Source organism: Myxococcus qinghaiensis (assembly GCF_024198215.1).
GTDB classification, from domain to species: Bacteria; Myxococcota; Myxococcia; order Myxococcales; family Myxococcaceae; genus Myxococcus; species Myxococcus qinghaiensis.
Genome location: NZ_JAKCFA010000002.1, coordinates 77,787 through 91,242, shown reverse-complemented (window position 1 = coordinate 91,242; position 13,456 = coordinate 77,787). Strand labels below are relative to the sequence as shown.

The 13,456-nt window shown below is 69.1% G+C and carries 10 protein-coding genes and 1 pseudogene; 6 read left to right on the top strand and 5 right to left on the bottom strand.

Annotated elements, in window-relative coordinates; all coding sequences use genetic code 11:
• Window position 1: 1 nt before the first annotated feature.
• From LZ199_RS03040 to LZ199_RS03035, 3 genes are read left to right on the top strand one after another with little or no spacing between them, the layout of a single operon-like run.
• A complete protein-coding gene (locus tag LZ199_RS03040; protein ID WP_253992124.1) occupies window positions 2-1,837 on the top strand; it encodes an aspartate:alanine exchanger family transporter in 1,836 nt (611 codons plus the stop codon).
• Window positions 1,838-1,848: 11 nt separating this feature from the next.
• Entirely contained in the window at window positions 1,849-1,980 is a 132-nt protein-coding gene (locus LZ199_RS46005) for a hypothetical protein (protein WP_256568771.1), read from the top strand.
• Entirely contained in the window at window positions 1,977-2,147 is a 171-nt protein-coding gene (locus tag LZ199_RS03035) for a hypothetical protein (RefSeq protein ID WP_253992123.1), read from the top strand. The genes LZ199_RS46005 and LZ199_RS03035 overlap by 4 nt, the downstream gene beginning before the upstream one ends.
• Here the strand turns inward: LZ199_RS03035 and LZ199_RS03030 are convergent.
• Window positions 2,111-3,439, bottom strand: a complete 1,329-nt coding sequence (locus tag LZ199_RS03030; RefSeq protein WP_253992122.1) for a DUF1254 domain-containing protein — start codon at window positions 3,437-3,439, stop codon at window positions 2,111-2,113. The two genes, LZ199_RS03035 and LZ199_RS03030, sit on opposite strands and share 37 nt — an antisense overlap.
• Before the next feature lie 268 nt (window positions 3,440-3,707).
• On the opposite strand from LZ199_RS03030, the pseudogene LZ199_RS03025 reads away from it, so the two are divergent.
• The 3 genes and pseudogenes from LZ199_RS03025 to LZ199_RS46595 all read left to right on the top strand — a co-directional run.
• A pseudogene (locus LZ199_RS03025) lies at window positions 3,708-4,160 on the top strand (SulP family inorganic anion transporter); the annotation flags it as partial.
• A gap of 85 nt (window positions 4,161-4,245) precedes the next feature.
• Complete coding sequence (locus LZ199_RS03020) at window positions 4,246-5,361, top strand: SulP family inorganic anion transporter (protein ID WP_323389229.1); 1,116 nt, start codon at window positions 4,246-4,248, stop codon at window positions 5,359-5,361.
• Between the two features lie 111 nt (window positions 5,362-5,472).
• Window positions 5,473-8,385: a patatin-like phospholipase family protein gene (locus tag LZ199_RS46595; RefSeq protein WP_253992121.1), complete on the top strand. Its 2,913-nt coding sequence runs from the start codon at window positions 5,473-5,475 to the stop codon at window positions 8,383-8,385.
• Window positions 8,386-8,394: 9 nt separating this feature from the next.
• Here the strand turns inward: LZ199_RS46595 and LZ199_RS03010 are convergent, their stop codons facing one another.
• The 4 genes from LZ199_RS03010 to aspD form a co-directional block, all read right to left on the bottom strand.
• Complete coding sequence (locus LZ199_RS03010) at window positions 8,395-9,285, bottom strand: hypothetical protein (protein WP_253992120.1); 891 nt, start codon at window positions 9,283-9,285, stop codon at window positions 8,395-8,397.
• Window positions 9,286-9,393: 108 nt separating this feature from the next.
• Entirely contained in the window at window positions 9,394-10,545 is a 1,152-nt protein-coding gene (locus LZ199_RS03005) for a hypothetical protein (RefSeq protein ID WP_253992119.1), read from the bottom strand.
• Window positions 10,545-11,693: a type II asparaginase gene (locus LZ199_RS03000; RefSeq protein WP_253992118.1), complete on the bottom strand. Its 1,149-nt coding sequence runs from the start codon at window positions 11,691-11,693 to the stop codon at window positions 10,545-10,547. Before LZ199_RS03000 ends, LZ199_RS03005 begins: the two co-directional genes overlap by 1 nt.
• Window positions 11,694-11,730: 37 nt before the next feature.
• A complete protein-coding gene (aspD, locus tag LZ199_RS02995) occupies window positions 11,731-13,404 on the bottom strand; it encodes an aspartate 4-decarboxylase (RefSeq protein WP_253992117.1) in 1,674 nt (557 codons plus the stop codon).
• Between the last annotated feature and the right edge of the window lie 52 nt (window positions 13,405-13,456).

Here is a 13,456-nt window from a genome sequence, read left to right as displayed (position 1 = left end):
CATGAGAAGCCAAGCGCGCCATGCCACCATGCTCGTGGGTGCCGCCGTCGTCGGTCTGGCGGTCATCGCCTTCGCGCAGGGACAGCCCACGCCTCCCGTGCAGCCGCAGCCTCACGGAGTCTTCGGCGCGCTGCTGGACTACCTGCGCCGCCAGCCCTTCATCCTGATGTTCCTCGTGGTGGCCGCGGGCTATGCCTTGGGCCAGGTGAAGGTGAAGGGCGTGAGCATGGGCTCGACGGCGGCGACGCTGCTCCTGGCCCTCATCGTCAGCTTCTGGGCCTTCCAGTCCTACAAGATTGAGTACTCCCTGCCGGAGTTCACCAGCACGGTGTTCTTCAACCTCTTCATCTTCGCCATCGGAATGAAGGTGGGGCCACAGTTCCTGGGTGGCATCCACCGGGAAGGCAAGCACCTCATCATCCTGGCGTTGATCGTACCGCTGCTGTCGTCGGCCCTCGTCTATGCGTCGCGCTACTTCACGCACCTGGAGCCAGGGCTGCTCGCCGGCATCCTCTCCGGCGCGAACACGGCCACGCCGGGCTTCGGCGCGGCGCAGGCGGCGCTGGCCAGTGGCTCCTCGGTGCTGACGGGGGAGGCAGCGCGCGCGGCGCCGGACAACCTCACCACGTCCTACGCGTTCCTCTACTGCATCAGCATGGTGGTCTTCACCGTGTTGATGTCGGTGATGCCCAAGATGTTCGGCAGGGACGCGGTGGCGGACGGCAAGGAGATGGAGAAGGAGCTGGCGGGCGAGGACTCCGCGCCGCTGCCGGGCACGGCGGAATCGTTCATGGGGGGCTACATGCCCTTGGACCTGCGGGTGTTCCGCGTGGAGAACCCCGCGCTGGAGGGCCGCACGGTGGCGGACCTGGACCACGCGCACCCCCGGGTGGCCATCGAGCGCGTCTACCACAAGGGGCGCGTCTACAACCCGCCACCGGACCTGGTGCTGAATCGCGGTGACGAGGTGGCGATGCTCGGGCCGGTGTCACTGCTGCTGGCGGGCGGGCCGCACATCGGGCCGGAGGTGGATGACTCGAAGCTGCGGAACGTGAAGTTCGACACGGTGGAGTTCATCGTCCACAACGACGAAGTCGTCGGGAAGACGCTGGGGGCGCTGGCGCTGAGGATGGGCCACGGCATCTACCTCAACGCCCTCTTCCGGGCGGGAGATCAGCTCCCGGTGAGCCGGGACCGCGAGGTCAACCGGGGTGACGTGCTGCGCATCACCGGCAGCCCCAAGCGGGTGGCGGAGCTGCGCAAGGTGCTGGGCCCCGCGGTGAAGCCCAGCCTGTCCACGGACATCATCACGCTGGGCCTGGGGCTCGCGGCGGGTGCCTTCCTCGGGGCCATCACCGTTCCGCTGTTCGGCATCCAGTTCAGCCTGGGCTCCGCGGTGGGTCTGCTCATCGTCAGCATCGGCTTGAGCATCCTGCGCACGCGCAACCCGGCGCTCGGTGGACCGTTCCCGGAGTCCGCGCGGCAGCTGCTCGAGGACGTCGGGCTGAATGTCTTCATCGCCATCCTGGGATTGAACGCGGGCGCGGGAGTGGTGCATGCCATCGCGGGCGGCCTGCTGGCGCCCACGCTCATCATCGGCTCCATCGCGGCCTTCGTTCCGCCCATCATTGGTTGGATGGTGGGTCAGTACATCTTCAAGATGAACAGCGCGGTGTTGATGGGCGCCATCGCCGGAGCGCGCTGCAACAGCGCTGGCATGAGGGCCGCACAGGAGGCGTCGAAGAGCATTGTGCCGGCGATTGGATATCCGGTGACGTTCGCCATCTCGAACCTGCTGCTCACCCTCATCTGCTACCTGTTCGCCCTGCTGGGCTGAGGAGGCACACCATGAGCGCTCCCCTTCCCTCCTGGAATGACGGCACGGCGCGCCAGGCGCTGCTGGACTTCGTCGACGCGGTGACGACGGAAGGTGCTTCGAGCTTCGTCCGGCCGGAGGACCGGCCACGCATGCGGGGATGACCACGGGGGAGTTCTCCCGGACGGCGAAGGCCAAGCCGGTGCTGGTGAAGCGGCCGAGCCTCACCAGCATCGACGATGGCGAGGGCAAGCCCATCAACATCCACCTGCACCCGGACACTCGGGACGTCCGTCAGTCGCTCAGCGCATCAATGGCCGGAGGGACGTAGGCCCCGCGCAGCACCGCCTCGGAGGGGCCGTAGATGCGCAGCAGGACATAGAAGCGCCCGTCGGGGAGAGGCAGCCAGTTGGCCACCCGCTGTGGCTCGGGGGCGTCGTGCTGGAGGAAGAAGGAGATGGAGCCATCGCTCGACTTCTTCAAATCACGCGAGCGGTCCCCGACCGAGTAGCGCTGGATGGGATTGTCCACCAGCATCCGCGTCTCCGCGTCGTAGGCCGTGAGCGACCAGAAGAACCGGGCGGGAGGTAGCGCATCCGCCGCGAAGCGCAGCACGTAGCGACTCCGGCTTCCATCCAACAAGCGGTCCTCACCATCCTGGTGGGTGATGGGATAGACGGCCTCCTCGGGAGAGTTCGCGTAGATGTAGTTCCACGCGACATGCGCACGCAGCAGGTAGTCGTCCCCGAACGCGCCCACCTTCGGGTCCGGCAGCTCCCAGCCCCGGTGCAGCACGGGGCGCTTCTGGATGACCCGGCGCGCATCCTTCACGCCCTCCAGCATCGCCGCGCGCACCTCGGGCGCGAAGGCCTGGGCATCCATGCGCGCCCCAGGCCGGACGCCAATGCGGGCGAAGCGCGCCAGCAAGGGCTGCTCCGCGTCCGTGAACCGGTGCCACTGCATCATGAAGTTGACGTACTCGAACGCCTTCAGCGAGCTGTCCGCCTTGTCATCGAAGTACGGCGGCCAGACCACGTCGGGCAGCTTCGGCGCGGGGCGCTTCGTGAGCACATGGAGCGGCGTCAGGCGGAACTGTTGCTGGAGCGACGCCGCCGCGGACACGTCCTCGGGCCCCTGGACGCCGATGCGCAGCAGCGCCGCCACGAACCTCGAGGGCGACCGGATGACGCGCGCATCCGCCAGTGACTCCGGCAGCTCACCCAACCAGTCGGGTCCCGCGATGACGAAGCGCCCAGGAGACGTCCCCGTGGCCCGCGTCCCGATGTACTCCAGGTTGTTCGTCGTGATGTCGACCAACTGGATGCAGAAGTACCGTCCTCCCAGCTCGGGAGTGTCCAGCACCACGGGCTCGCCGCGCAGGTCCAGGTTCGCCTCCGAGTAGAGCGTGTCGTTGTTCGCGGAGACGACGTCGCGGTCCTTCGGGGTGAAGAGCCGGGAGAAGTGCAGGAAGACGTTGGCGGGCCGGACCTGCGGCGAGTCCGACAGGAAGCCCAGCGCGAAGAGCCGGTAGTGCTCCACCATCGGCAGTCCAAAGACATAGGCGTCGCGCGCCAGGTCTTGAATCTCCTGGGCCGTCAGTCCCGCGGTCGATGGCTCCAACATGGTGGCACCTCTCCCGTGGAGCGAGGACGGTGGAATCACCAACCCTGCTCTCACGCCCGGCAACGTGGGCCGGAGCTGACGTGCACGCAACAGTCGGGGGACCGGCGAGGGAGGGCCCGCCGCGAGCCGCCGCGCACGCTGCTCGCTCGCCCCACCTCGCGGCCCGGGAGGGCCGGGCCTGGCGAGCCCTCGAATCGGCGCGGGCTCGATTGTCGGACCGGCGCGCGCTCAACAGCGTGTGCGGGACACGACCGTCGGAGCGACCCACATGCCGGAGACCTCCCATCCACACGGCCCCGGAGCCCACTCCGTCGCGCGCTTCCTGCCGTTCCTGTCCTGGCTCCCCAAGTGGCGTCCCAGTTCGCTCAAGCGCGACGTCGCGGCGGCGCTGACCATCACCGCGCTCCAGATTCCAGAGGCCATGGCCTACGCGGAGCTTGCGGGCGTGCCACCGCAAGCCGCCTTCTGTGCGGGCCCGGTGGCGCTGGTCCTCTCTGCCCTGCTCGGCACCTCCCGGCAGCTCGTGGTCGCCATCTCCGCCACGGTGGCCGTGCTCTCCGCGTCCACGGTGGCCGCGCTCGCGCCCTCGGGCACCCCTCGCTTCATCGCGCTCACCGCCGCGCTGGCCATGCTCGCCGGCGCCATCTCCATCCTCGCCGGCGTCCTGAAGCTCGGGCGCATCGCCCAGTTCTTCTCGGAGTCGGTCCTCACCGGCTTCGTCTTCGGCCTCGCGCTGGTCATCGCCATCAAACAGGTGCCCAAGCTGCTCGGCATCGAGGCCGGGGGGCGGCAACTTCTTCGAGCGCCTGTGGCACCTCGTCACGCACCTGGGGCAGACGCAGCCGCTCACGCTCGTCATCGGCGCGGCGAGCGTGGCGGTGTTGCTCATGCTGGGTCGGCTCCTGCCACGCCTGCCCGCGTCCCTCGTCGTGCTGGTGCTGGGGACCGTCGTCGTCGGCGTGCTCGGCCTCCAGACGCACGGCGTGAAGGTGGTGGGAAACATCCCCTCGGGCCTGTCGGGCCCGGCCATTCCGGACGTGGGCATGGGCGACCTCTTGAAGCTGCTGCCGGGCGCGTTCGGAATCGCGCTGGTGGCGCTCTTCTTCACCCCGCTGTTCCGCACGCTGCCGGAGGCCACGCTGGCCGCCATCGTCATCCTCGCCACGGTGGGGATGATGGACGTGAAGGAGATGCGCCGCCTCTTCAAGCTGCGCCGCACCGACTTCCTCCTCGCCGCGGGCGCGCTCCTCAGCGTGCTCGTGCTCGAGGTGCTCCTCGGGCTGATGGTCTCCGTGGGCCTGTCCGTGGCGCTCCTCGTCTGGCGTGCCAGCCAGCCCCGCGTCAGTGAGCTGGGCCGCGCGCCGGGCACGCTGGACTTCGCGGACGTCCGTCGCCAGCCCGCCCCCCTCACCGTGCCCGGGTTGCTGATGCTTCGTCCGAACGAGGGCATCTTCTTCGCCAACGCCACGGCCCTCCGGGACGCCATCATCAGCCGCGTGGACAGCGCGACCTCGCCCGTCCACGTCGTGCTGCTGGACCTGGAAGTCACCTCGGACCTCGACGTGCCGGGCGCGGACATGCTCGGCGCGCTGAAGGACTCGCTGGAGCACCGCGAAGTCACGCTGATGCTCTCCCGCGTGCTGAGCCAGACACAGCGGATGCTGGACCGGACCGGCGTGACGGAGCGCATCGGCGCGAAGAACATCCACCCGCAGACCTTGAACGGCGTGGTGGAGTACCTGTCACACCGGAATCACCACTCGAAGGCCGAGTGGTCGCTCGTGAAGGACGGGCTCCACCGGTTGAACGCCCTGGTGGAGGAGGCCATCCCCGCCGCCGAGGGCGACGACGACCGCCGCCGGCTGGAGGCACTGCGCCATCGGCTGGCTCGGCTCGACGACGGCTCCTCTCCACACGAGTAGGCGTCCACCCCGCTCCCCGGGGCCCATGGACAGACGCAACGGTGATATTCTGGACAGGTCGTACTAGCCAGAACTCATCGGACGGTTCCGCCTGTCCAACGAGGGGGGCCCGTGAGCAAGCGACGCCAGAGCAAGAGCAGACCCAACGTGGTGGAGCAGCGAGGCGGGTCCCCACTTCCCGTGGGTGACGCTGGCGGGCGCAATCAGCTGGTGCACGCGGTGCAGGGCGCGCGGAAGGAAGCAGCGCGAGTCCCCGCCTGGGTGGGCTATGTCGAGAAGCGGTTGGCGACCATCATCGCGCTGCTGTTGGCGGGGCTCGCGCTGACGAACCTGCCGCAGATCCACAACATCGTGTTGCAGCTGCCGGGTGTGGCCTCGCTGCAAGCGGGCGGCTCCGCGCTGATGGCCGTGACGTTCTGGGCGTACGTCCTCCTGCTCGGGGCCTTCTTCCTGATGAGCGCGATGTGGGTCTTCGTGCCGCGCGAGGACGTGCCCCGGTGGATGGAGCGCCGCAACTTCGTCAGTCGGGCGGTGCTCGCGGTGTGCCGACGCCTGGTGACGCTGGCGCGCTTCCCCCTGGCTTTTCCCGCCAACGGACTGCGGACCTCAGGAGGGCTGCTGTATTGCGGCATCATCGTCGCGGCGCTGGCGCTGGGCCTCGTCGGCTTCCTGGGACTGCTGCCCGCGCCGTGGAAGGCTCGGGATTCGGGGCCCATTCTCGTCGCGACGCTGGCGGCGGCGGTGGGGGTGCTCGGACTGGTGGGAGCGAGGGTGATTGCCTGGAAGCCCTCGCTGCGCGTCCTGACGGAGGTCATCACCCGGGGGCTGGTGATGTCGCTGGGCTCCTACTTCCTCGCGGAGCTGCTCTGGGGCTTCTTCATCCCGACGATTCCCGAGGCCAGCTTCCGGCTCTACACCATCTGGGCCATCTACCACCTGCTCTTCGTGATTCTGTGCGCGGCCCGCGCGCTCGACCTCGTGGAGAACGTGGTCCAGCGCGCCGTGCTCGCCCTCGCGCTCCTGGGCTCCGGCTTCCTCGTCGTCGACCTTTTGGACAGGCAGGAGTTCCTCACGCCCCTGCCGCTGGCCGACGGCGTGTCCGCGAGCGAGGACGCCGTCTTCACCCGCTGGCTCGGCACGGCGAACCGTCGCCTGGAGCAGATGTGTGACGGGCCGGTGGTCTTCGTCTCCGCGGCCGGCGGCGGCTCGCGCGCGGCCATCTTCGCCATGCTCACACTGGAGAGCCTGAGCCGGATGCACGTGAGCGTCCCCGACGCCACCTCCGAGCGGTGCCGCGCGCAGCGGCTGTCGGACCACGTGCTCTTCATCAGCAGCGTCTCCGGCGGCAGCGTCGCCAGCGCGCACTTCTCGCACCGGCTGGCGGCGGGGACGCTGGGGGCGATTGTCCCGGCCGACGTGCCGCTCAAACACGCGCCTCGCGAGGAGCTCGCCTCCCACCTGATGAACGGCGCCTGTCGCCTGAAGGCGGACCGCCTGTGGCCGCTGAGCAGCGACGCGCTCGACGACATGTTCGTCGACTTCAACGCGCCCCTGCTGCGCGGCGTGGTGATGCCGGGGGTGAGCCGTGGCGGAGGCCTGGCGTCCTTCTGGTCCGACTACCTGGGCTGGCCCGCGAGCCTCCCCGAGGATGGCAGCGTCCCCCTGCTCTTCCTCAACACGGCCAGCGCGCGGACGGGCGGCCGGGTCGTCACCGGCAAGCCTCCCCTGCCTCCGCGCATGGTAAGCGACGGCACCCAGCCGGAGGCCCAGGCGCGCTCCACCAGCGAGCTGACCACGACGGGGGACATCGCGCTCGCCGACGCCGTCCGGGCCTCCGCGAACTTCCCCTTCATCGTCGACCTGCCCGGCGTCATCGACGCGACGGGACACCGCGAGCCGCTCATCGACGGAGGCGTGTTCGACAACACCGGGCTCGACACCTTCGTCCTGTTGCTGCGAGGGCTCACCGACACGGAGCGCTGGAAGCAGAACCCCCAGGCGCAGGCGGGCATCGACCTGTTCTTCAAGCAGCTCCAGGCGCGGGGCGTGCTCTTCGTGGAGATCGACTCGGGCGCGAAGCCGCCGTCGCTGGACGAGAGCGAGGACACGACAGGCCCTATCTCCACTCCGCTCTCCGCCCTCTCCCGCTCCAGCCACGCCTTCGCGCGCGACATGGCCGAATACCAGAAGGCGGAGATCGGCCGCCTCCTCGCGGGCAGGCAGGTGACGATGATGCAGACCAGCTACGCGTACGGAGACGTCGAGCTGGCCGAGGACGCGAGCGACGCGCAGCGCCAGTGCATGGAGGAGAACCAGGACGAGGTGATGACCGCGTGGGCCCTGGGCCCCAAGGACAAGGGCCGGCTGCTGGGCCAGTTCCTATGGCAGGAGGAGAGCGCGAGCGACCTCATCGCAAGCCACATCAAGAACCTCCAGGGCGCGGCGCAGACCGAGCGCATCGTCGCGAGCGACTCCTTCTATGCGCCCCTCTCCGTCCACTCCCATCCGGCGTTGATGGAGCGGCTGAGAGACCCCATCACCCGGATGCTCGCCGTGCAGCTCACCCAGAAGATCGCCGCCGACCAGGTCTCCCTGCAGCGGGAAGGCACGCCCTGGCTCTATGACCGGGACGCGCCCGCCGTGCAGGTCAACTCCCAGGCCGAAGCGGACGCGCCGGACCTGGCGACGCGGCTGGGCGAGGGCAGCAAGGACGCCTGGGTCTACCTGGGCCAGTACCTGTCAGGCACCAACACCTGGCGCACCTGCTTCTACTGCAAGCAATCCCAGGCCGAGTGGTCCCTGCCACCGCAGCGCTTCGTGGGCAGCACGCTGGAGAGCACCGCCCCCTCGCTCCTGCGAGACGACCCACCGGAGGGCGAGCCGGCCGCGTACGGCAAGCTCCTGGGCGCGCTGCGCGTCGGTCAGCACGTCACCGTCAAGGCGGTGCAGGACTGGAACAACCTGGGCTTCATCTGGGCGAAGGTGAGCATCCACCCCAAGGACCCCGCCCGGGCGAAGCGCTGACGGAGCACGTCACACGGGAACGCCATCCGACGGCACGTGCCGCGAGGGCTCCGAGTCGTGCTGACGCTTCACCCAGAGCTTGTAGGGCGTGAGCGCCAGCAACCGGATGACGATGTAGGCCCCGACCACGCCCGCGACCTCCAGGGCCCGGTAGTTCGGATAGCTCTGGATGATGATGGTCATGGCCAGCACCGGGTGCGCGAAGGCCGTGGCCAGCGCCACCGCCTTGCGGTCCTCCAGCCTGGGCGCTCCGGCCCAGTGCCCGAGCAGGACCGAGATGGTGACGACGACCACCAACGCGAAGATGGCGATCCACGCGACGTGGAGGAGCCTGGGCCCGACGATGAAGAGCAGCCCCACGGCCACGACGAGGAGCAGCACGTTGAACACCTTGCTGCACCAGGGCGCCAGGGCCTTGGCCACGTTCGGGAGGTAGTGGCGCAGGGCGATGCCCACCGCGAGCGGCGGGAGGATCTTCACCGCCAGCAGGCGGAAGACCAGGTCCGGGCTCGCCTTGAACTCGACCCCGAGCAGCCGGTCCACGCCCATCACCCAGAGTGGCACCGTGATGAGCGCGAACACGCTGAGCAGGAGCAGCAGGTTGATGGAGGTGGAGGGATTCGCACCGAGAGCCTTCGCCTGATTCACCTGCAGCGGCGCGCCGGGGCAGATGGCCATCAGCAGGATGGCGCTGGCCACCACCGTCGGCAGATGGAAGACCTTGACCACCGCCAGGGCGACCAGGGGCACGAGCAGCAACACCACCAGCAGGGCGCGCACGTAGAGCGCGGGGCGCTCCAGGACGTGACGAATCTCCCCGGGACGTCGCGCCAGTCCCTCGGTGAACATGAACAGGGTCACGATGTTGCCCAGCACGAATGCGACCACGGACCTGAGCATGCTCGCCTCCTCGCGGGCGGCGCGCAGTGGAGCCCCCGCACAGTGATCTTCACCTTCTCGTCGTCGAGCGAGTCCCCGGCACCCGACCACCCGGGCGCCCGCCAAGGCTCAGCTCAGGCTCTTGCGCAGCTGGGACACCACCGCGAGGAACTGCCTGTCGAGCACCAGGAGGATGACGAGCGGCGCGAGGCCCGCGGCGGCCACCGCGAGCGCCGACCGCTGGTCCCACGGAAACAGCTTCATTCTCCGGGCGACCATGAAGGACGAGCCCAGGTCCGCCAGGGACGAGAAGTCCGGCGAGCCCAACGGGTTGGCGTTCGAATCCCGGTGGAACCACTTGTCCTCGAACCGTCGCGAGTGGTGCGCGGCGACCGCGGAGAACCACGGGTCTCCCCGCCGCTTGGCGTGCACGAGCTGCGGAGAGAAGAAGACCAGCGGCGCGAACACGGCGAGGCAGGCGAGCACGGCGTAGAGGACCTGCGGCATGATGTAGTCCAGGGGGGACTCGGTGATGGCCGCGGCATTCGCCCGGAACGAATACGTGGCGACGGGCACCGCCACCGCGAACACCACCGGCGCGAAGCTGGCCTGGCAGATGGAGAGGAAGCCCAGCCCGCCGGCCTGGTCCGGGTGGGTGGGAGACAGCCGGAGCGGGAGCCGGGAGACCCGCAGGAGGAAGACGCCCCAGCCGAAGGCGCGCCACATCCACCGGAACGCGAGGAAGCGCGCGAGAGGCTGGCTCACGTACTGGTACCAGCCGCCCGCGAGCGACAGTCGCGGCGTCGGGTCCGCCACGACAAGCCACTCCTTCGCCGGGTCCGGCGCGGACCCGAGCGCGAACGCGATGACGAGGCCCAGCAGCAGCAGCTCGATGAGCGGAGCATCTCGCCACCGCGTCAGTCCCCGGGCCATGGCCTCGAATGACTCGCGGCCCTTCTCCTCCACCAGGTCCGCGCGGAGGAACTGCCGCGCCGCCACCCCGACGCGACTGTCGACGTACGGCTCCGCCGCCACGAGCACGGGCAGCGACATCAGCAGCATCGCATGCACCTGGAAGTCGGAGAGGAACAGGCGCGTGGCCTCCTTGCCCTGCAGCAGCGCCAGCAGCGCCAGCGGCGCCCAGCTCACGAGCGTGAAGCACAGCGCCGACCGCCAGGCCTCGAACCGGGGCGGCCCGACGAGATGCAGGCCGCGCTCCAGTTCGAAGAACGGTCCTCCCCTCACCAGGGAGAAGTCGGGGAGCAGACGGGATGCGGCCATCAGTACTCCTCGAACATCCGCTGCACCCGATTCGGGTCCTTCGTCTCCAGCAGGGCCAGCTGCAACAGCACGCGCGACTTCGCCGGGTTCAGCTCGCCGGAGGCCACGAAGCCCTTCTGGTCGTCGTTGATTTCGTTGTTGCGCAGCACCAGCCCGCTGGGCAGTCGCGTGCTGCGCACCACCACCACGCCCTTCTTCACGTGCCGGGCCAGCGTGTCGAGCGCCGGCTGGGTCATGTTCCCGTCCCCCACCCCCGCGATGACCAGCCCCTTGGCGCCGTTCTTCACCGCCGAGTCGATGAGGTCCGGGCTCATGTTCGCGTGGGCGTACAGGATGTCGACCCGGGGGAGCGTGTTCTTGCCGGTGACGGAGAACTCCGAGTCCACCGTGTGCTTCTTGTCCATCCGCTCGAACCAGTGGACATCCCCGGTGTTGACGACGCCGGCCGGGCCCCGGTTCGGGCTGCGGAAGGTCTCCACGTTGGTGGTGTTCGTATTGGTGACGTTGCGGGCGGTGTGGATTTCATCGTTGATGACGATGAGCACCCCGCGCCCCTTCGCCTCCGGAGACGAGGCCACCGCCACCGCGTTGTAGAGGTTGCCCGGCCCGTCCGCGCTGATGGCGGTGGCCGGACGCATGGAGCCCACGAGCACGACGGGCTTGTCGCTCTTGACGACCAGGTCCAGGAAGTACGCCGTCTCCTCCAGCGTGTCGGTGCCGTGCGTGACGACGACGGCGTCGACTTCCGGCGAGGCGAGCAGCTCGTTGGTCCGCTTCGCCAGCTTCAGCCACACCGCGTCGTTCATGTCCTGGCTGCCGATGTTCGCCACCTGCTCACCGGTCAGCTTCGCCACCTTGTCCAGGTCGGGGACGGCCTTGATGAGGTCCTCGACCTTGAGGGCGCCGGCCTTGTAGCCGTAGCCCTGGGGATTGCCCTGCGCCCCGGCGATGGGGCCGCCCGTGGCGAGGATGCGCACGGAGGCCAGCTCCTCGGGATTCTTGGCCCCTGCTTCCTGGGGGCCCGGCACGCCCTTCGACGAGCCCGGGTTCGTCGGCGGCGGGCTCTCCTGCGCCGCGATTCCCGCGCCCGTCAGCAGCAAGCCCAGCGCGCACAGCAGTCCTCGAGCAGTGGTCTTCGAACTGTTCATGGCGGACCTCTCAATTCGGGGTGGGCGTCACGCATGCTCACGAGTCCAGGTCGCGGCCCTTCCACTCCGCGATGGCGCGGATGACGATGTCCTTGAGGCTCTGGCCGATGCGCGGGTACTCGTCGTCATCCAGGTTCGCCAGCGACACCCGCGCCGACCACTCCGGCCCCTCGAAGCCGCTGCCGTTGAGCAGCACCACGCCGTGCCGCCGGGCCAGGGAGAGCACGATGTCGAGCGGGTCATGCCGCGACTCCTCGTACTCGACGAAGTCCGGGCCCACGTGCTTGCGCGCCCACGCGTCCAGGTCCAGCGTCTGGTAATACGCGGTGCGCAGCGGGTCCTCGGGCAGGTCGATTCCCATGCCCCGGTACAGCCCCGCGAGCCTGTCGCGGCAGATCTTCCGGCAGCGCTTCTTGTACGCGTCGTCCTTGTCCAGCAGGGCGAACAGCAAGAAGAGGGTCATCTGGAGCTGCTGCGGCAGGGACAGGCCCGCGGTGTGGTTCAGCGCGACGGCGCGGCTGTCCGCCACCATCCGGTCGATGAACTTCAGCCGCTCCGGCTCCAGCGAGATGGAGCCATAGCGCTCGTTGAGCATCTCCCGCTGGCCCTCCGGCAGCCGGGTAATCATCGAATCGATGACGTTGTCCTCGTGGAGCGCCACGACGCCCAGGCGCCACCCGGTGCACCCGAAGTGCTTCGAGTACGAGTAGACCAGGAGCGTGTTGTGCGGCAGCTCGGCGGCCAGGGAGCGGAAGCCCTCGACGAAGGTGCCGTACACGTCGTCGGTGAGCAGCAGCAGGTCGGGCCGCTTCGTGCGGACCAGGTCCACCAGCAGGTCCAACGACTCGCGCCGCATGGCCGTCGCGCCGGGGTTGCCCGGGTGCACGACGAAGAACGCCTTGATGCGCGGGTCCTCCAGCTTGCGCAGCTCCGCCTCCGGGTACTGCCACGCGTGGCGGCCCTCCTCGGTCATCGCGCTCTGGCGGATGTCCACCGTGCGCAGGTCGAACTCCTCCAGGCGCGGTATCTCCAGATACGGCGTGAAGATGGGCGTGCCCAGGGCGATGGTGTCGCCCTTCTGGAGCAGGCCGTTCACCATCAGCGACCGGAAGATGTACGTCATCGCCGCGGTGCCGCCCTCGACGGCGAACAAGTCGAAGTTCCCCGGCGGCGGACGGTTGTCACACATCTCCTGGGCCAGGTAGGCCCGCACGATTCGCTCCGCGTGCACGAGCATCCGGTCCGGCACCGGATAGTTGTCGCCGATGGCCGCGTCGGTCAGCTCCCAGACGAACTTGTCCGCGTCGAAGCCCAGCTTGGAGACGCCATGGTCCAGCCCGTCCCGCAGGAGCCGGATGGCCGCGCTGTCGTCGCTCTCGTCGAGGAAGCGCCGCAGCCGCGCGGCGATGCCCGGGGACTTCGGCATGCCCGCGAGCCCCACGTCAGGCTCGTTCCACGTGCGCCGCGCCTCGCGCAGCGCGAACTGGCCCATCAGGAAGAACGCCTCGCGCGGCGTGGTGGCAATCCAGTTGGGGTTGCCCCGGCCCGCGTTGAGCATCACCGCCGCGCGCGTCTTCGCGGACTCATCCGCCAGCGCGAGGAGCGTGTCCTTCAGCTCGAACGGGCTGAGCTTCTGCAGCTCTCGCGTGTCGGGCGTCTTCTCGTCCCGGAGTGCACCCGTCTGCGTCTCGGTCGTCGTGTCGGTGCTCATGTCCGTCGCGCTCCATCCGCCGCCCACCGTTCGCGGGGCTGTCGGTTCGGGT

Bases quoted from the DNA above. Each gene is read 5' to 3' on its own strand.
- LZ199_RS03040 (WP_253992124.1), top strand. From the start codon at position 2: ATGAGAAGCCAAGCGCGCCATGCCACCATGCTCGTGGGTGCCGCCGTC.
- LZ199_RS46005 (WP_256568771.1), top strand. From the start codon at position 1,849: ATGAGCGCTCCCCTTCCCTCCTGGAATGACGGCACGGCGCGCCAGGCG.
- LZ199_RS03035 (WP_253992123.1), top strand. From the start codon at position 1,977: ATGACCACGGGGGAGTTCTCCCGGACGGCGAAGGCCAAGCCGGTGCTG.
- LZ199_RS03030 (WP_253992122.1), bottom strand. From the start codon at position 3,439: ATGTTGGAGCCATCGACCGCGGGACTGACGGCCCAGGAGATTCAAGAC.
- LZ199_RS03010 (WP_253992120.1), bottom strand. From the start codon at position 9,285: ATGCTCAGGTCCGTGGTCGCATTCGTGCTGGGCAACATCGTGACCCTG.
- LZ199_RS03005 (WP_253992119.1), bottom strand. From the start codon at position 10,545: ATGGCCGCATCCCGTCTGCTCCCCGACTTCTCCCTGGTGAGGGGAGGA.
- LZ199_RS03000 (WP_253992118.1), bottom strand. From the start codon at position 11,693: ATGAACAGTTCGAAGACCACTGCTCGAGGACTGCTGTGCGCGCTGGGC.
- aspD (WP_253992117.1), bottom strand. From the start codon at position 13,404: ATGAGCACCGACACGACGACCGAGACGCAGACGGGTGCACTCCGGGAC.